Origin of the sequence: Klebsiella sp. CN_Kp066 (genome assembly GCF_040065135.1) — a bacterium.
GTDB classification, from domain to species: domain Bacteria; phylum Pseudomonadota; class Gammaproteobacteria; order Enterobacterales; family Enterobacteriaceae; genus Klebsiella; species Klebsiella oxytoca.
Genome location: NZ_JBEAIU010000053.1, coordinates 66,562 through 85,159 on the forward strand (window position 1 = coordinate 66,562; position 18,598 = coordinate 85,159).

Genomic DNA, 18,598 nt, shown 5'->3' on the forward strand with positions numbered 1-18,598 from the left:
GTACGTATTCAGGCCGGATTTATAGCGGCGTCCTGCAGCTGTTTGATTTCGCTTTCCGTTAATTCGGTGAGCTGGATGACCAGCGACTGTTCCATTCCGTTTTCCAGCATCCGGTTAGCAATTTTTAGTCGGGCCTTTGCTTCACCTTTTTCAATGCCCCATTCAATAAAAAGCTCTTTGCCGTTTTTTTCCAGCCATTCGTTCAGCGTTTCCATTGACTCCTCCTGCGGTATATGACTTACCAGTCCATTGAAAAAAGCCTTAGGGTTTGCGGTATAACCGCGCTGCCCCATGTAGCTAAATAACACTTTTAGCTGTTCGGCGGTAGTATATCCCGTGTTCAGCAGGGCCCCCAATTGCTCCAGCAGCAGCATGAGATCCCGTTGCCGAATATGTTTCTGCAGGAGCTCCAGTATCGCAATGCGCCGGTGCTGCATAATCGCGTCGTCAGGGATCACCGTGATATCGACCAGCGGAAAAGGGCGGTTATAGATTATTTTTGCCCACTCCGGCGAGTCGAACAGGCTGTACCAGTTCATCGTGAAGGGATAGGGCGAGGTTTTGCCCTGATAAAAAAGAATGGGAACCACCAGTGGAAGATGCGTATTTCCCGCTTCCAGATGGCGCTGCATTGCGGCGACGGCATAGCGCATCAGGCGAAACGCCATCTGTTTGTCCGGCGAGCTTTGATGCTCAATAAGTACGTGGATATAGCCGGTCTTATTATTGATTTTCAAAGAGTACAGCACGTCGGAATAGTAGGCGCGCAGGTCTTCCTCAATAAAATTACCTGATTCCAGCTGTAGCGTATTGAGATCGCACTGCGCGCGCAGATCTGCCGGAAGATGGATATCGATAAAGTCTCTGGCTGTGTCGGTATGCGCCAGTAGCTGTTTGAAGATAGCATCATGCGGGGTGGGAGAAGATTGCGTTGTCATCCTGAGCGATCCCTGCGGCTAATTTTGCGCTCAGCATCGGCTTCGGGCTTCATTTTGTCCGCTGACGATTTTGACTTCTACGAGGCGTGATGATGACAATCTTTCGAAGCGATCGCGCTTGCAGATTGTTATGCGTGAACCCACGCAAATTGAGGCTTTGCGGCGAGATGACAGAGATATTGCCGGGACTGGGCAGTCCCGGCAATCAGGGTTACAGCTTCGCGAAGGCGTTACGCGCTGCGGCGACGGTATTGTCGATATCCTCTTCGCTATGAGCAATAGACATAAAGCCCGCTTCAAACGCCGACGGCGCCAGGTAGACGCCCTCTTCCAGCATCAGGTGGAAGAAGCGTTTAAACCGTTCTACATCGCACTTCACCACGTCCTGGTAGCAGGTCACGCTTGGCGCATCGGTAAAGAAAATGCCAAACATGCCGCCGACGTTATTCACCACCAGCGGAATACCGGCATCGCGAGCGGCGTCCAGCAGGCCCTGTGCCAGCTGGTTGGTGAGTTCAGTTAGCGTCTCATGTACGCCGGGCTGCGCCACTTCGCTTAAGCAGGCGAAACCTGCCGCCATGGCGATGGGGTTGCCGGAGAGGGTACCTGCCTGGTAAACCGGGCCGGTCGGAGCAAGGGCATCCATCACCTCGCGGCGACCGCCGAATGCGCCAACCGGCATACCGCCGCCGATGATTTTGCCAAGGCAGGTCAAATCCGGCACCACGCCGTAGTAATCCTGCGCGCCCGCCAGCGCCACGCGGAAGCCGGTCATGACTTCATCAATAATCAGCAGCGCGCCGAATTCGTCGCACAGCGCGCGCAGGCCCGGCAGAAACTCCGGCAGCGGTGGAATACAGTTCATATTACCGGCCACCGGCTCAACGATGATGCAGGCAATATCCTGTGGATACTGTTCGAACGCAGCGCGGACCGAGGCCAGATCGTTATAGGTGCAGGTCAGGGTGTGTTTGGCGAAATCCGCCGGCACGCCCGGCGAGTTCGGCTGGCCAAGCGTCAGCGCACCTGAACCGGCTTTCACCAGCAGACAGTCGGCGTGACCGTGGTAGCAGCCTTCGAACTTGATAATTTTGTCGCGACCGGTAAAGCCACGCGCCAGGCGGATGGCGCTCATAGTGGCTTCGGTACCGGAGTTCACCATCCGGACCATATCCATGGTCGGGACCAGTTCGGTGACCAGCGCCGCCATTTTAACTTCCATCTCCGTTGGCGCGCCAAAGCTCAGGCCGCGCTCAGCAGCTTCAATAACCGCATTGCGGATTGCCGGATGGTTATGGCCCAGCACCATTGGGCCCCAGGAGCCGACATAATCGATATACGCTTTACCATCGACGTCGTAGAGATATGCGCCGTCGGCGCGCTCAATAAACAGCGGTGTGCCGCCGACGCCGGTGAAGGCGCGTACCGGAGAGTTCACGCCGCCGGGGATAAGTTCACGCGCAGCATTATACAGATTTTCAGATTTGCTCATTACCGGAGTCCTGGTTCGTGAAAAATGTTTTGTCGACTATTCTAAGTTATTCCAGGAAGGTTATGAAAGTTTTGCCCAATTGAAACAATGGGGGCGCAGCGCATTTTTTTGACGACGGAGCCTGTCCGGTTGGCTAGAATGCCCTTCTTTCTATTTGTATTACTAATCATTGATAATGGCATGAAAGCAGAAAATCCCTCTTCTTCAGCACATCAGTTCGTACGCGTTCGCCGCAGCGATGCCGTGCGTCGGTTGATTCAGCGTGATAAAACGCCGCTGGCGGTGTTATTGATGGCGGCCGTTGTCGGAACGCTGGCGGGGCTGGTTGGCGTCGCGTTTGAGAAAAGCGTCAACTGGGTGCAAAACGTGCGCATTGGCGCGCTGGTAGAGGTGGCAGACCACTGGTTTCTGGTCTGGCCGCTGGCTTTTATCCTCTCCGCTTTGCTGGCTATGGTGGGCTATTTCCTCGTCCGTCGTTTTGCGCCGGAAGCAGGCGGCTCCGGGATCCCGGAAATTGAAGGCGCGCTGGAGGAATTGCGTCCCGTTCGCTGGTGGCGCGTGCTGCCGGTGAAGTTTATCGGCGGCATGGGCACGTTGGGCGCGGGGATGGTGCTGGGGCGCGAAGGGCCGATGGTGCAGCTTGGGGGCAATCTTGGGCGCATGGTGGTGGACGTCTTCCGCATGCGCAGTCCGGAAGCGCGTCATACGCTTCTGGCGACCGGCGCCGCCGCGGGGCTCTCCGCCGCTTTTAACGCGCCGCTGGCCGGGATTCTGTTTATTATTGAAGAGATGCGCCCGCAGTTTCGCTACAACCTGATCTCCATTAAAGCCGTGTTTACCGGCGTGATTATGGCAACCATCGTTTTCCGTATCTTCAATGGCGATAAAGCGGTTATCGAGGTCGGTAAGCTCAGCAATGCGCCGGTCAACACGCTGTGGCTGTATTTGATCCTTGGGATGATTTTTGGCTGCGTGGGTCCGTTATTTAATACGCTGGTGCTGCGTACCCAGGATATGTTCCAGCGGATTCACGGCGGCAACATCAAGAAATGGGTGCTGATTGGCGGCCTGATCGGCGGTAGCTGCGGCGTGCTGGGACTGATTCAGCCGGCAGCGTCCGGCGGCGGATTTAACCTGATCCCCATCGCCGCGGCGGGCAATTTTTCCGTTGGCCTGCTGCTATTTATTTTTATCGCGAGGGTGATTACCACGCTGCTCTGCTTCTCTTCCGGCGCGCCGGGCGGAATTTTTGCCCCGATGCTGGCGCTGGGGACGCTGCTGGGTACGGCGTTTGGTATGGCAGCGACGCCGCTGTTTCCGGCGTATCATCTGGATGCGGGAACCTTTGCCATTGCCGGTATGGGGGCGCTGCTTGCCGCCTCGGTCCGCGCGCCGTTGACCGGTATCGTGCTGGTGCTGGAGATGACCGATAATTATCAGCTCATTTTGCCAATGATTATTACCTGCCTCGGCGCAACACTATTGGCACAATTCCTCGGCGGTAAGCCTTTATACTCGACTATTCTGCAGCGTACTCTCGCAAAACAAAAAGCGGAACAGGAAGCCAGGGCGCAGCCTGTCGGCGGGGAGAATACTTGAACGATTTACTCGGGTATTAGATAATGGCTCAAAAGGTCGGGTTATTCTTTAACCGGTCAGAAGTATCAATGGGAGCATAAAATGAGTGATGACGTAGCGTTGCCGCTGGAGTTTACCGAAGCCGCAGCGATTAAAGTAAAAGACCTGATTGCGGATGAAGACAATCCGAACCTGAAACTGCGCGTGTACATCACCGGCGGTGGCTGCAGCGGTTTCCAGTACGGCTTCACCTTTGACGATCAGGTTAACGAAGGCGATATGACTATCGAGAAGCAGGGCGTCGGCCTGGTGGTTGACCCAATGAGCCTGCAGTATCTGGTCGGCGGCGCCGTCGATTATACCGAGGGACTGGAAGGTTCGCGTTTTATCGTGACCAACCCGAATGCGAAAAGCACCTGCGGCTGCGGCTCCTCATTCAGCGTCTAAAGATAGTGCGATCGTGAGCCCCTTCTTCCACAGGGAGAGGGAGCAAACATTAAAAACGGTAACGTTAAGGTTACCGTTTTGCTTTTATTACCGTCCATTCTCATCAAGCGCAAACGTTGGCAGCTTCAGGTGCCAGCGGATTGCCGCCAGCCGAATCACCAGCGTAACCACCATCCCTGACATCGCCGCGTTTTCTAACGGAACCTGGAAGGTGTAGTGCGCCGTTGCGTGTACGATACCGCCAACGATGCAGGCGGTCGCGTAGATTTCCGTACGCAGAATCATCGGGATTTCGCGCGCCAGCACGTCGCGAATAATCCCTCCACCGACGCCGGTGACGACGCCCATGCAGATGGCCACCAGCGGTCCGCTATGGGCAAGGAAGGCTTTGTTGACGCCGATCCCGACAAATACAGCCAGGCCGACGGCGTCCAGTACCGGCAACACCCATTTCGGTAACCGACGCGGCTGGCGCACCAGCAGGATAGTCAGCATACTGGTGACCATCGCCACTACCAGATCGGTAGGATCTTTAACCCAAAATACCGGGCCGTTAGCAAGGGCCATATCACGAATGGTTCCGCCGCCCACTGCGGTCACCACGCCTAATACCAGCACGCCGAAAGGGTCCATGCGCAGCTTTCCAGCCAGCAGGACGCCAGAGATGGCAAACACGGCGGTGCCAATAATATCCAGCCAATAGACAAGCATCGTCAGTTCCCACTTATAGTCTACCCCATCAGGCTATTTCATTTGCCAGTTTGACCCTGGTCAGCGCTGACGAACCTCACGTACTGCGTGTACGCTGCGGTTGTTCCTCGCTGTGTTCCAGACTGTCTGCAACAATTGCGCCTGGTGGGATAGGTTCTGAGCACCTGGGTTATCAGGTGATTATTTTACCTGTTCGAGCGCAGTACAGAGTTGTTTTGCGGCGAGGATAATACGTGGGCTCGCGCGTTCAAACCAGTCGCCATGTAGCGCAATAAAAGAAATTTTTAGCTGATTCTGCCAATAGCGCTCAACGGCGGGAAGTTTACTGGCATCGCCGGCGATAACGATAGCCTGCGGCTGCCTTGCCAGCACCTGTTCACGGCTAACCTGCGGCCAGGGAACCCGGCTGGCGGCAAAAATGTTTTCTCCCCCGCACAGCGTCAGAACCTGATCCTGAATCGAGCCTTTGCTGGTCGTAAAGAGAGGGTTGGCGCCGAACTGTAAAAAAACGCGTTTTTTCGGCACGTTGGCATAGCGGGCTTTCAGCTTCTGGTACTCACTTTGCATATTCTGCGCCGCCTGCTGCGCCTTTTCCGGCTGCGGGCTCCACTGCGCCAGCTGGCGAAGCGTCGCGATAATGTCTTCAATGGTCGACGTTTCGACCCAGATGACTTTTATCCCGAGCGAGCTTAGCTGATTGACCTGCCGCTCAGCGTTACCGCCGCGCCAGGCCAGCACCAGGTCGGGTTTGAGGGCGACGATACGTTCCAGATTCATCCCCTGCCAGCTGGAGACCTGCTCTATCTTTGCGGCTTCAGGGGGATAATCGGAATAACTGCTGACGCCAACTGGCGTAATGCCGGCGGCAAACGCCAGTTCTGTATTGGCGGGAGAGAGCGTCACCACCCGCGGCGCGGCGAAAAGCCACGCCGGGGCGAGCAGCAGCAGGGCGGCAAGCTCCGTTATAAACGACTTAGCCACGGGCCAGGTGCTGCACCAGGTTTTCCACCATCAGGGTGGATTGTTTCGCGGCAACGGCGAGAAACTCGTCGAAGCTGAGATGCGACTGCTGATCGGCAACATCGGAGATGGCGCGAACGACTACAAAAGGTACGCCATAGTTGTGGCAGACGTGCGCGATGGCCGTGGCTTCCATTTCTACCGCGACGGCCTGCGGGAAGTTGTGACGGATTTTTGCGAGACCAATGGAACCATTGATGAAAGCATCGCCGCTGACGATGAGCCCGCGTACCGCGTTAAGGTTGAGCGCTTTGATGCAGGTCTCTGCGGCGGCAATCAGCTTCTCATCGGCTTTGAAACCGGCCGGACAGCCCGGCAGCTGACCATACTCATAGCCAAACGCGGTAACATCCGCATCGTGATAGCGCGTTTCGTCGGAAACGACGATGTCGCCGACCTTCAGGGTTGATGCCAGACCGCCCGCAGAACCGGTGTTGATAATCACATCCGGCTTACAGTGTTCCATCAACAGGGTCGCGCCCATTGCGGCGGCAACTTTGCCGATACCCGATTTCAACAGAGCGACGTCAATACCCTGAAGCTGGCCGGTGTAGATTTCGCTGCCGCCGATAGTGATAGTCTGGCGGTTGTCGATTTTGTCGCGCAGAAGGGTAACTTCCTCTTCCATTGCGCCAATAATGCCGATTTTCATAGATTTACTCGCGATGTGTGGGTTTTAGCGGCATAGTCTATCATGCGCTTAGAAGGAAACGTTATTGCTCGCTCGGGGGAGATCATGGCTAAGATCGATTTTCGCAACAAGATTAACTGGCGTCGCCGCTACCGTTCACCGCAGGGCGTTGAGACGGAGCGAGAAATCCTGCGAATTTTCGAAAGCGATCGCGGGCGCATCATTAACTCGCCGGCGATCCGCCGGCTGCAGCAAAAAACTCAGGTTTTCCCGCTGGAGCGCAACGCTGCGGTGCGTACGCGGTTGACCCACTCCCTGGAAGTTCAGCAGGTGGGCCGCTATATCGCTAAAGAGGTGCTGAGCCGGCTGAAAGAGCAGAAGCTGCTCGAACGCTACGGGCTGGATGAGCTCACCGGGCCGTTTGAGAGCATTGTTGAAATGGCCTGCCTGATGCACGATATCGGCAATCCGCCATTTGGTCATTTTGGCGAGGCGGCAATTAACGATTGGTTCAGCCAGCGGCTTTTTCCCGGCGATGCGGCCACCCAGCCGTTAACCGATGATCGCTGCGTGGTTGCGGCGTTGCGCCTGCAGGAAGGCGATAGCCAACTGAATGAGCTTCGCCGTAAAGTTCGCCAGGATTTGTGCTGGTTTGAGGGAAATGCGCAGGGCATTCGGTTAGTGCATACGCTGATGCGAATGAATCTGACCTGGGCGCAGGTGGGCTGTATTTTAAAATATACCCGTCCGGCATGGTGGCGCGGGGAACCGCCGGCCAGCCACAATTATTTAATGAAGAAACCTGGTTATTATTTAGCCGAAGAAGGCTATGTTGCGAGGTTGCGTAAAGAACTGGATCTGGCTCCTTACAATCGATTCCCATTAACGTGGATTATGGAAGCCGCGGATGATATCTCATATTGCGTTGCCGACCTTGAGGATGCGGTAGAAAAACGCATCTTCAGCGTAGAGCAGCTTTATCAGCATCTCTATGAGGCCTGGGGGGGTCACGAAAAAGGCTCCTTGTTTAATCAAGTTGTCGAAAACGCCTGGGAGAAATCGCGTGCGAATTCTCTGAGTCGCAGCACTGAAGATCAGTTTTTTATGTATTTACGGGTGAATACGCTCAATAGGCTGGTACCGTACGCGGCGCGTCGGTTTATTGATAACCTGGAGAAGATTTTCAGCGGCGATTTTAATCACGCGCTGCTTGAAGACGATAGTGATTGCAGTCAGCTGCTTGAGCTATACAAAAATGTTGCGGTAAAACATGTGTTTAGCCATCCTGACGTTGAGCAGCTGGAACTGCAAGGTTATCGAGTGATTAGTGGTTTGTTAGATATATACCAGCCGTTGCTAAAATTATCGCTCGATGAGTTTAGTCTGCTGGTGGAAAAAGAGCGGGTGCGGAGTTTACCGATTGCTTCGCGTCTGTTCCAGAAACTTTCGACTCGCCATCGGCTGGCTTACGTCGAGGCCGTAAATAAGATTTCACGCAGTAATCCGGAATTTCCGGTGATGGAATATTATTATCGCTGTCGTCTCATTCAGGACTATATCAGCGGAATGACCGACTTGTATGCATGGGATGAATATCGTCGCCTGATGGCCGTAGAATAAGGCTGAGTTTTGTAAAGACGGACAATAAATTTTTACTTTTACCAAAACTTCATTCCGGAACTTCGCGCTATAAAATGACTCTGATAGTCACCTACACAGCAACTATTCGTTATCTGAAATCGAGATTGAAACATATGAAAAAAACCACGTTAGCAATGAGTGCCCTGGCTCTGAGTTTAGGTCTGGCGTTGTCCCCTCTCTCTGCGAGCGCGGCGGAAACAGCTTCTTCGGCAACTAATGCGCAGCAGATGCCAAGCCTGGCGCCGATGCTGGAAAAAGTGATGCCGTCGGTCGTGAGCATTAACGTTGAGGGGAGCACCACCGTTAATACGCCGCGGATGCCGCGAAACTTCCAGCAGTTCTTTGGCGATAATTCACCATTCTGCCAGGATGGTTCACCGTTCCAGAGCTCTCCGTTCTGTCAGGGCGGCGGACAAGGCGGCGCGCCGGGCGGTAACGGCGGACAGCAGCAGAAATTTATGGCCCTCGGTTCCGGGGTCATCATTGATGCCGCTAAAGGCTATGTCGTCACCAACAACCACGTCGTGGATAACGCGACAACCATTAAAGTTCAGCTGAGCGATGGCCGTAAGTTCGACGCGAAAGTCGTCGGCAAAGACCCGCGTTCTGATATTGCGCTGATTCAAATTCAGGATCCGAAAAACCTGAGCGCGATTAAACTGGCGGACTCTGACGCTCTGCGCGTCGGCGATTACACCGTAGCGATCGGTAACCCGTTTGGTCTGGGCGAAACCGTGACCTCGGGGATCGTCTCCGCGTTAGGTCGTAGCGGCCTGAACGTTGAAAACTATGAGAACTTTATCCAGACCGATGCGGCCATTAACCGCGGTAACTCCGGCGGCGCGTTGGTTAACCTGAACGGCGAGCTGATCGGTATCAACACCGCGATTCTGGCGCCGGACGGCGGCAACATTGGTATCGGCTTCGCTATTCCGAGCAACATGGTGAAAAACCTTACCGATCAGATGGTTAAGTTTGGCCAGGTGAAGCGCGGTGAGCTGGGTATCATGGGTACCGAGCTGAATTCCGAGCTGGCGAAAGCGATGAAAGTTGATGCGCAGCGCGGCGCGTTCGTCAGCCAGGTCATGCCAAACTCGGCCGCCGCTAAGGCGGGCATTAAAGCCGGCGATGTGATTACCACGCTGAACGGTAAATCGATCAGCAGCTTCGCCGCTCTGCGTGCCCAGGTGGGTACCATGCCGATCGGCAGCAAAGTCGAGCTTGGCCTGCTGCGCGACGGTAAGCCGGTGACGGTGACCGTTGAGCTGCAGCAGAGCAACCAGAATCAGGTTGATTCCAGCACGATCTTCAACGGTATTGAAGGTGCGGAAATGAGCAACAAAGGCCAGGACAAAGGCGTCGTGGTGAGCAACGTGAAAGCGGGCACTCCGGCGGCGCAGATTGGCCTGAAAAAAGGCGATATCATCGTTGGCGCTAACCAGCAACCGGTGAAAAATATTGCCGACCTGCGCAAAATCTTTGATGCCAAGCCCTCTGTTCTGGCGCTGAACATTCAGCGCGGCGATGCGACTATTTATCTGCTGATGCAGTAATTCGTCGCCGTCTGCAAAGCCCCTTCTCTCCTTGCGGAGGGAAGGGGCTTTTTCTTTCTGCTGAGGGTTCCATTTTTGGTTCTGTGACATCTTCCACAACTCCATACTTCTCTCCCCGGCTTTGGGCAAATGCACAATGCGGCGTTTTGCCAACTCTTCTATGCTGGTAGCCTGCTCACGGGAGGGTTACATGGCTGGCTGGCATCTTGATACCAAAATGGCGCAGGATATCGTGGCGCGCACGATGCGCATCATTGATACCAATATTAACGTGATGGATGCCCGAGGGCGCATTATCGGCAGCGGTGACCGCGAGCGAATTGGTGAATTGCACGAAGGGGCGCTGCTGGTGCTTTCTCAGGGACGGGTTGTCGACATTGATGATGCTGTTGCCCGCCACCTGCACGGCGTGCGTCAGGGGATCAATCTGCCGCTGCGTCTGGAAGGGGAGATCGTTGGCGTAATCGGTCTGACCGGAGAACCGGAGTCGCTGCGCAAATACGGGGAACTGGTTTGTATGACCGCCGAGATGATGCTGGAACAATCGCGGCTGATGCATCTCCTGGCCCAGGATAGCCGTTTGCGTGAAGAGCTGGTCATGAACCTGATTCAGGCGGAAGAGAACACGCCGGCGCTGACTGAGTGGGCGCAGCGTCTGGGGATCGATCTCAATCAACCGCGCGTCGTGGCGATGATTGAAGTAGATAGCGGCCAGCTGGGCGTCGATAGCGCGATGGCGGAACTGCAGCAGCTGCAAACCGCGCTGACCACGCCGGATCGTAATAATCTGGTGGCCATTGTCTCGCTGACCGAGATGGTGGTGCTGAAGCCCGCGCTGAATGCCTTTGGGCGCTGGGATGCAGAAGATCACTGCAAACGCGTTGAGCAGCTAATTAGCCGGATGAAAGAGAACGGTCAGCTGCGTTTTCGCGTGGCGCTGGGCAATTTCTTTACCGGGCCGGGCAGCATTGCTCGCTCGTACCGCACCGCCCGAACCACGATGATGGTCGGCAAGCAGCGGATGCCCGAAAGCCGTAGCTATTTCTACCAGGATTTGATGCTGCCGGTCCTGCTGGATAGCCTGCGCGGTGGCTGGCAGGCCAATGAGCTGGCGCGCCCGCTGGTTCGCCTGAAGGCGATGGATAACAACGGCCTGCTGCGCCGTACTTTACAGGCATGGTTTCGTCATAACGTGCAGCCGTTGGCGACCTCCAAAGCGCTATTTATCCATCGTAATACGCTGGAATATCGCTTGAACCGTATTTCTGAACTGACGGGGCTGGATTTAGGAAATTTTGACGATCGTCTGCTGCTGTATATTGCGCTCCAGCTGGATGAGCAGCGTTAAAAACACTCCCGCCGCAGGCGGGAGTGGGGATGGCGGATTACAGGCGCTGCAGTCCGCGGGTCGTGACTTGCCAGGAGACGGTATTAGGCTGTGCCCAGGAATGACCATTTAACGGATTGATGATGACGGAGCGATCTCCGGCTTCGGCATGAAAGACTTCGACGATATAGCCCTCATCGAGTATTGCCGTATCTATATAATCGCCAAGCTGCGATGAGCCTTTAATGGACTGGCGATAAACCACCGAGCCGCGCGTATTGTAGACATTTACCGTGGCATAGGTCGTCGTAAATTGCTTATTCGGCACCCCAGGGCTGGCGGTAAAGGTCAGCGCGCCGCCGCCAATATCCATCTCCATCGTCGCGAAACGGGTATTATTTTCGCCGAGCAGCTGCCAGGTGAAGAGATCGCCGTAAAGCTCTGTTGCCCCCTCCTCAGCATCAGGGGTTTCCTCTTCCTGCTCTTCGGGTATAAGCGAACAGGTCGTCAGCCCATCCTTCACAACCCGCCAGCGGTTGTGTTGCTTCAGCGTAACTGCGCGATGAGTCGTATCATTGCAGGCGCTGGAGCGGAATGGCTCATCATGGAAAACCTCAATGATCATGTTTTCAGCGAGCGCGATAGTCTCGCTGTTTACCAGGTTATTGGTCGCTCCGGCATAGCTGCGGTGATAAACCACCGTTTCGTCTGCTCCGGTTACCGTAATGCTGGCATAGGTATGGGAAACATAATACGGGTGCGGCGCGCCGGTACGCGTGGCGACCGTCATTGCGTGCTGCTGATTATCGATAACGATCTGGCAAAAATCTTTATTGCCTTGCCCTCTGAGATTGAGGGTAACGCTTTTGCCCGTCAGTTCGCCCGGTTCGCTATTATCCTGAGGCAGGACGTCGGCATACTCTTTGAGCAATTTGCTGCGCCGAGGCTCTTCCATACGAGAGAGCAGAAGGAAGAGATCGTTTTTACTTACGCTCTCTTCCTGCGCCAGCAGTGAAGGCTGGCTACGTATCGTCTGAGCGTTGTGTTCGAAAATAGCCTGTAAGTCATCCGCCGGATTATTGTCGAGGATAAAGTTATAAAGCCCATTATCATCAATGCGCATCAGCTGGAATTTCTCACCTGCGACCAGCGTTAAATATCCCGGAGAGGCTTTCAGCCGTCCCGGCTCGACGTGAGTAATATATAAGTGATAGTGAGGACCGAAGGGAATAATCTCCTTACCGGTGGCGCAGTTCGTGCCGTTCATTTTGCGCTCAAATACCTTTTCGCCGCTGGCGGAAAGGACGCATACGCCAGCATAGAGCGTATCGGGATAGTAGCTATGCGGCGTGGGGCTGATAACGTTTAGAATAAGTTGCTGATTTTCATAGTCGATATCAAGGCGCGCAAATGGCGCATCGCCAAGACCTAAAAAGCTCATCGTGACGTTACGCACGCTGGTATCGCTTTGTCGGGTGTAGTTGACGGTAGCCGTATTGATGCCTTCTTTGACGACGATATGGCTGATGTCCGGACGATATTTTTGTGAACGGCCTTTCGGTGGATCGATCTGGTAAACGCCGATGGGAAGGTCATTCAGGGTCAAGGTGTTATCATCGACTATCAGTGAATAACGCGTGCCGCAATTATCCTTAATAGTCAGCGTCCGACCATAGATTTGATCCGGCTGGTCGATATTGAGCGTCAGAGATAGCGTACCTGTTTTGCCTAAAGCCGCCAGTTCGCTGTTATCCACCAGCCAGACGAAAGAGTCCAGCCCCAGCTGACGACGTGCGCTATCCCATTCATTTTGTGGCAGAAGAAGATATAGCGGATAAAGCGGTTTTGCCGCCAACGTAGCGATATATTCCCGAGTGGCGTTTTCCAGGGGGAGACCGCCTAGCGCAATGAACGGAGTGACATCATACCCTGCGGCGGTAGCAATAGCGGTAGCCAGCATATCGGCAAGCTGGTGATCCGATGGCTGGAAGCCATTGCTATTGGCTAGTATACGATAGTTCTGGTTGAAGGCGCGGAAGGCTTTAGTTCCCGCTTTGAGCAGCATCAGCATCAGAAATTGCAGACGCGGACGCAGGCCCCAGCGGGCGACGGGCGTCTGGTCTTTAATACAGGTCATCAGCTGAACTTCCTGCACGGCCTGCTGACCATAGTCATAGAGCCAGCCATCAATATAGAGATGATCGTCCTGGCTCAGCGTGAGCTGCTGGTAGAAAGAAGCGTAAATGTTGTTCCACACTTCGTTGACGGGCAGCGTTGTGTCCTGCATAAATTTGCCCTGATAGCCGTGGCCAATCTCGTGCAGGATCACCCACTGTGTGGTGACGTTATCCAGCCAGCCTTCGCCGATGGTTGCGGAAGTATGCCCGCACCATTCGGTATCGTAATAAGCCGCACCGACGCCATGTTTATCGGCTCTTACAAAATAGCGGGTGGCAATATCCTGATTCAACGGAGAATCCGGCTTATCGCTTAACCCAGCCCAGTCGTTATAGCATTTAAAAAGGTGAGTGTAATAAGCGTGTAACGCGGGTAAGCCCGCTTTCATCGCATTATCGCGGTCGGCATAGGGCAGTAGCAGATTGATAACATCCAAATCAAGCAGCGCGAATGACGATCTATTTTTTTCCCAGTTAAGGAAAAATTCATCCTCAGATTGGCCCGCTTTCCAGCACGGTAGTGGTTTTATGGCTGCGGGTTGCTGATAGATGACGGTGAACTCGCAGGGCTGGTCGGTAAACAACGTATCGATAAAAGGGACGGTATCAACGGCTGCGCTGACCGTTTTCCAGCCGGTGGCCAGCGTACAGGTTTTTTCTGCCGCGGTATCATCGCAGAGCAGGCGCAGCGTCGCATTACCGTTACTCATATCCGGCTGGCGGATTTGCAGCACCGTATTGGCGGGCAGAATAAAGCCCAGCGGCTGACGATCGTGCCGGCGTCCTTTTTCAAAACCGGCATTATCCAGCCAGGGTGCAGATTGCAGGGTATAACATGTTTGTTCAATTTCCAGTGTCATCGTATGACCTCCTTTCAGGTGGAAACTGAACATACAGGTCCTTATTTTATTATGTAATTCATGTGGATAGCAAAATGAGATGAAATGAGATGAGAGACGAAAATCTGAGGTTCACTGAGTTTGCAGATGAGGCATGAGTGAGAGAAGAGAGGGAAACAGGGCCAGACTCTGGCCCGTATCAGGCTTATTTATTTCGCGTCAGTTTTTCCAGATCGGATTCAATTTCGCTGATCTTATTCGTGACAACGCTTTCCAGGTGACGCAGGTCGTCCAGGATCTTACGTTTCAGATCGATTTCGGTGCGATCGCGCTGACAGATTTGATCCAGCTCGTCGATGATATAGCGTAGGTTAGGGCTAATCTCCTGAACTTCTTTATAGCCCTGGCCCACGCCGTCGGCGACCACGGTTTTACGCTGACGCGGATATTTAAACTTGACGCTCTTGGCGAAGAACTCGCCTTTATCCTTCTGAAAGTAGATTTTCAGAATATCGTTATTGGCTTCCTGCCGCAGGCTATAGCGATCGATTTCATCAGGATTGGTAATACCAAGACTTTTCAGATTATCGTACATAACGGTACCTTTGATATCATCGTAATCTTTGAATAATTAACGAAAAAATCCATCTTCGCCAGCTCAATATATAAAAAAAGCGGGATGCCTCCCGCTTTTTATACTGCTTAGTCGATAGTACGCAGAAGTTCGTTGATTCCGACCTTGCCGCGGGTTTTGGCATCAACTTTCTTCACGATGACCGCGCAGTACAGGCTGTACTTGCCATCTTTCGACGGCAGGTTGCCGGAGACGACAACGGAGCCTGCCGGCACGCGGCCGTAGAACACTTCACCGGTTTCGCGATCGTAGATTTTGGTGCTCTGGCCGAGATAGACGCCCATGGAGATCACGGAACCCTCTTCAACGATCACGCCTTCAACCACTTCAGAACGCGCGCCGATAAAGCAGTTATCTTCGATAATAGTAGGGTTAGCCTGCAGCGGCTCCAGCACGCCGCCGATGCCGACGCCGCCGGACAGGTGAACGTTTTTACCGATCTGCGCGCAGGAGCCGACGGTCGCCCAGGTATCAACCATGGTACCTTCGTCAACGTATGCGCCGATGTTCACATAGGACGGCATCAGAACCGTGTTGCGAGCGATAAACGCCCCCTGGCGAACGGCCGCTGGCGGAACGACGCGGAAGCCTTCTTTCTGGAAGCGCGCTTCATCATAATCCGCGAACTTCATTGGGACTTTATCGAAGTAGCGGCTCTCCGCACCATCGATAACCTGGTTATCGTTAATACGGAAAGAGAGCAGAACCGCTTTCTTCAGCCATTGATGGGTGACCCACTGGCCGTCGACTTTTTCAGCGACACGCAGCGCGCCGGAATCAAGCAGAGAAATCACCTGGTTAACCGCTTCGCGGGTTACGGTATCCACGTTTGCCGGCGTGATGTCGGCGCGACGCTCAAAGGCGGACTCAATAACGTTCTGTAATTGCTGCATTGTTTACTCTTTCCATTTACTTAAAAAAATACGTTACCCTTTATCGTTTGGATTGAGGGCCTCTGTCAACCGTTGTTGCACTTCTTGCTGCAGCTCATTATTAAGGGCACGCCGGTCTGCGGTGGCGATTATAAATAAATCTTCTACTCGCTCACCAATTGTCGTAATTCGCGCGCCGTGGAGCGAAATTCCGAGGTCGGCAAACACCTGACCAACGCGCGCTAACAGACCCGGCTGATCGAGAGCAATCAGTTCCAGAAAAGATTTGCGGTCGGTATGCGTCGGCAGGAAATTAACCTCCGTTGGGACGGAGAAATGCCTCAGTTTTGCCGCCTGACGGCGGGGAGCCGGCGGTTGCCAGCTGCGCTGGGTGATGGTCTGTTCCAGGCCCACGCGGATCATTTCGTGCCTGTCGGCGGAAAGCGGACTTCCGTCCGGCTCAAGAACAATAAAGGTATCCATCGCCATACCGTCGCGGGTAGTAAAGATCTGCGCATCGTGAACGCTAAGATTACGTCGATCCAGCTCGCCGCAAACGGCGGCAAAGAGATAAGGGCGGTCCGGACTCCAGATAAAAATCTCGGTGCCGCCGCGCGAGGCGTGGGAACTGAGCAGGATCATCGGCTTACTGAGATCGTGCTGCAGCAGATTGCGCGCATGCCAGGCGAGCTGGTTTGGCGTATGGCGCACGAAGTAGTTCGCGCGGCAGCGGTTCCATATTTGATGCAGCGCCTGTTCATTAATATTTTCCATTCGCAGCAGCGCCAGCGCCTGTAGCTGGTGATGACGCACCCGCTCGCGCATATCCGGCGTATTTTGCATTCCCCGGCGCAGCTGCTTTTCGGTGGCGAAATAGAGCTCGCGCAGCAGGCTTTGCTTCCAGCTATTCCACAGGTTTTCGTTGGTGGCGCAGATATCGGCAACGGTCAGGCAGACCAGATAGTGCAGACGATTCTCCGTCTGTACCTCTTCGGCAAACTGCTTGATCACTTCCGGATCCTGGATATCACGGCGCTGGGCGGTGACCGACATCAGCAGATGATGGCGCACCAGCCAGGCGACCAGCTGGGTTTCGCGAGAGTTAAGACCGTGGAGCTCGGCGAATTTCAACACATCCTGCGCGCCGAGAATTGAATGGTCGCCGCCGCGCCCTTTGGCGATATCGTGGAAGAGGGCGGCGATAAAGATCAGCTCCGGATGCGTCAGGCGCGGCCACAGCTCAACGCACAGCGGGTGACGGCTGCGGATCTCTTCTTTGGCGAAGCTCTCCAGCTTGAGCAGTACGCGGATAGTGTGTTCATCGACGGTATAGGCGTGAAACAGGTCAAACTGCATCTGACCAACAATATGCGACCATTGCGGCATATAGGCCCACAGCACGCTATGGCGGTGCATCGGCAGCAGTCCCCGGCTAACCGCGCCCTGATGGCGCAGCATACTGAGGAACAGGGTCCGCGCTTCGGGAATATAGCAAAGCGGTTGCGTCAGATGGCGCCGGGCGTGGCGCAGATGGCGAAGCGTGGTGGAGTAGATACCGGTGATGCTGCTGTTGCGCACCATCATAAAGAACATGCGCAGAATCGCCTGCGGTTCGCGGATAAACAGCGTGTCGTCGCGCAGATCGATAAGCGTGCCGCGCAGCTGAAAATCATCATCAATCGGCCGCGGTTTCTCATCTTCGGTGAGCGCCAGAATCGCTTCTTCAAACAGCTGGATCAGCATTTGGTTCAGCTCGCTGACCCGACGAGTGACGCGGAAGAAATCCTTCATCATATGTTCGATCGGCTGGTTGCCTTCACCTTCATAGCGCAGGCGACGGGCGACGCTGAATTGCCTGTCGAACAGCAGGCGGTTATCGTAGCGGTTGAGCTCAAGATGAAGCGCAAAACGAATCCGCCACAGCTGATGCAGGCATTCATTAAGCTCGTTGCGCTCGGCTTCGGTCAGGAAGCCGAAACCGACCATTTCATCAAGCGAGGTGGCGCCGAAATGGCGGCGCGCGATCCACTGCAGAGTATGAATATCGCGCAGGCCGCCGGGGCTGCTTTTCACATCCGGCTCCAGGTTATAGCTGGTTCCGTGATAGCGCTGATGGCGGACATTCTGTTCTTCAACTTTTGCCGCAAAGAATTTTTCCGATGGCCAGAAGCCGTCGCTGAAGATGTGTTTTTGCAGTTCAAGGAACAGCGCGACGTCGCCTATAAGCAGACGCGATTCGATCAAGTTGGTGGCGACGCTGAGGTCTGATAGCCCCTCAAGCAGGCACTCTTCGAGGGTGCGCACGCTGTGGCCAACTTCCAGTTTAATATCCCACAGCAGCGTCAGCAGCTCGCCGACCTTCTGGGCCTGCTCATCGGGCAGCTTTTTACGACTCAGGATAAGCAGATCGATATCTGACAGCGGGTGGAGTTCGCCGCGACCGTAACCGCCGACGGCGACCAGCGCGATGTCGTTAATTGACCCGAAACCGTACTCAATCCACAGCCGCTGGAGCAGCTGATCGATAAATTCGGTCCGCGCCTCAATCAACTTCTCTGCGACGATGCCCTGGTCAAAAGCCTCGCCCAGCCAGCGCTGGAAAGCGTCGATATGCGCCTTGATAGCCGCGCAGTTGAAATCACTCTGCGGCCAGCGGCCCGGATTAGCGGGCTGTCCGGCCAGGGAAGGGGAGACAGTATCAGATAAAGAGTTGCTCATCGCGCCACCATAAGAAAAAA

14 protein-coding genes are annotated in these 18,598 nt (G+C 54.6%); 5 read left to right on the forward strand and 9 right to left on the reverse strand.

Features of this window, described 5'->3' with window-relative positions; all coding sequences use genetic code 11:
- Positions 1–8: 8 nt before the first annotated feature.
- Both ABLV75_RS21260 and hemL read right to left on the reverse strand, forming a co-directional pair.
- Entirely contained in the window at positions 9–938 is a 930-nt protein-coding gene (locus tag ABLV75_RS21260; protein WP_004107966.1) for an Rpn family recombination-promoting nuclease/putative transposase, read from the reverse strand.
- A gap of 211 nt (positions 939–1,149) precedes the next feature.
- Positions 1,150–2,430 (reverse strand): glutamate-1-semialdehyde 2,1-aminomutase, encoded by a 1,281-nt coding sequence (hemL, locus tag ABLV75_RS21265; protein WP_004107964.1) that lies wholly within the window; start codon positions 2,428–2,430, stop codon positions 1,150–1,152.
- Between the two features lie 180 nt (positions 2,431–2,610).
- Here hemL and clcA point away from each other — a divergent pair, with 180 nt between their 5' ends.
- Complete coding sequence (gene clcA / locus ABLV75_RS21270; RefSeq protein ID WP_032692291.1) at positions 2,611–4,029, forward strand: H(+)/Cl(-) exchange transporter ClcA; 1,419 nt, start codon at positions 2,611–2,613, stop codon at positions 4,027–4,029.
- 81 nt (positions 4,030–4,110) lie between these two features.
- Positions 4,111–4,455: an iron-sulfur cluster insertion protein ErpA gene (erpA, locus tag ABLV75_RS21275; RefSeq protein WP_004098733.1), complete on the forward strand. Its 345-nt coding sequence runs from the start codon at positions 4,111–4,113 to the stop codon at positions 4,453–4,455.
- Between the two features lie 87 nt (positions 4,456–4,542).
- Here the strand turns inward: erpA and ABLV75_RS21280 are convergent, their stop codons facing one another.
- From ABLV75_RS21280 to mtnN, 3 genes are all read right to left on the reverse strand, one after another.
- The gene (locus ABLV75_RS21280) at positions 4,543–5,166 is read right to left on the reverse strand and encodes a TRIC cation channel family protein (protein WP_004107962.1); all 624 of its coding nucleotides are present in this window, start codon (positions 5,164–5,166) and stop codon (positions 4,543–4,545) included.
- A gap of 180 nt (positions 5,167–5,346) precedes the next feature.
- Positions 5,347–6,147, reverse strand: coding sequence for a vitamin B12 ABC transporter substrate-binding protein BtuF (btuF, locus tag ABLV75_RS21285; RefSeq protein WP_004107961.1), 801 nt, complete (start codon positions 6,145–6,147; stop codon positions 5,347–5,349).
- Positions 6,140–6,838, reverse strand: coding sequence for a 5'-methylthioadenosine/S-adenosylhomocysteine nucleosidase (mtnN, locus tag ABLV75_RS21290; RefSeq protein ID WP_004107960.1), 699 nt, complete (start codon positions 6,836–6,838; stop codon positions 6,140–6,142). Before mtnN ends, btuF begins: the two co-directional genes overlap by 8 nt.
- 84 nt (positions 6,839–6,922) lie before the next feature.
- Here mtnN and dgt point away from each other — a divergent pair, with 84 nt between their 5' ends.
- From dgt to cdaR, 3 genes are all read left to right on the forward strand, one after another.
- Positions 6,923–8,437 (forward strand): dGTPase, encoded by a 1,515-nt coding sequence (dgt, locus tag ABLV75_RS21295; RefSeq protein WP_032704955.1) that lies wholly within the window; start codon positions 6,923–6,925, stop codon positions 8,435–8,437.
- 134 nt (positions 8,438–8,571) lie between these two features.
- Positions 8,572–10,011 carry a serine endoprotease DegP gene (gene degP, locus ABLV75_RS21300; RefSeq protein WP_004107952.1) on the forward strand — a complete coding sequence of 480 codons (1,440 nt, stop codon included), beginning with the start codon at positions 8,572–8,574 and terminating at the stop codon, positions 10,009–10,011.
- A 190-nt stretch (positions 10,012–10,201) separates the two neighbouring features.
- Positions 10,202–11,359, forward strand: a complete 1,158-nt coding sequence (cdaR, locus tag ABLV75_RS21305; RefSeq protein ID WP_004098741.1) for a DNA-binding transcriptional regulator CdaR — start codon at positions 10,202–10,204, stop codon at positions 11,357–11,359.
- A gap of 37 nt (positions 11,360–11,396) precedes the next feature.
- Here cdaR and ABLV75_RS21310 read toward each other — a convergent pair whose 3' ends face one another.
- From ABLV75_RS21310 to glnD, 4 genes are all read right to left on the reverse strand, one after another.
- Positions 11,397–14,375, reverse strand: coding sequence for a putative mucin/carbohydrate-binding domain-containing protein (locus tag ABLV75_RS21310; protein ID WP_032704954.1), 2,979 nt, complete (start codon positions 14,373–14,375; stop codon positions 11,397–11,399).
- A 184-nt stretch (positions 14,376–14,559) separates the two neighbouring features.
- Positions 14,560–14,949 (reverse strand): DUF3461 family protein, encoded by a 390-nt coding sequence (locus ABLV75_RS21315; RefSeq protein WP_004098742.1) that lies wholly within the window; start codon positions 14,947–14,949, stop codon positions 14,560–14,562.
- Between the two features lie 107 nt (positions 14,950–15,056).
- A complete protein-coding gene (gene dapD, locus ABLV75_RS21320) occupies positions 15,057–15,881 on the reverse strand; it encodes a 2,3,4,5-tetrahydropyridine-2,6-dicarboxylate N-succinyltransferase (protein ID WP_004107948.1) in 825 nt (274 codons plus the stop codon).
- A gap of 33 nt (positions 15,882–15,914) precedes the next feature.
- Positions 15,915–18,578: a bifunctional uridylyltransferase/uridylyl-removing protein GlnD gene (gene glnD / locus ABLV75_RS21325; RefSeq protein ID WP_004107946.1), complete on the reverse strand. Its 2,664-nt coding sequence runs from the start codon at positions 18,576–18,578 to the stop codon at positions 15,915–15,917.
- Between the last annotated feature and the right edge of the window lie 20 nt (positions 18,579–18,598).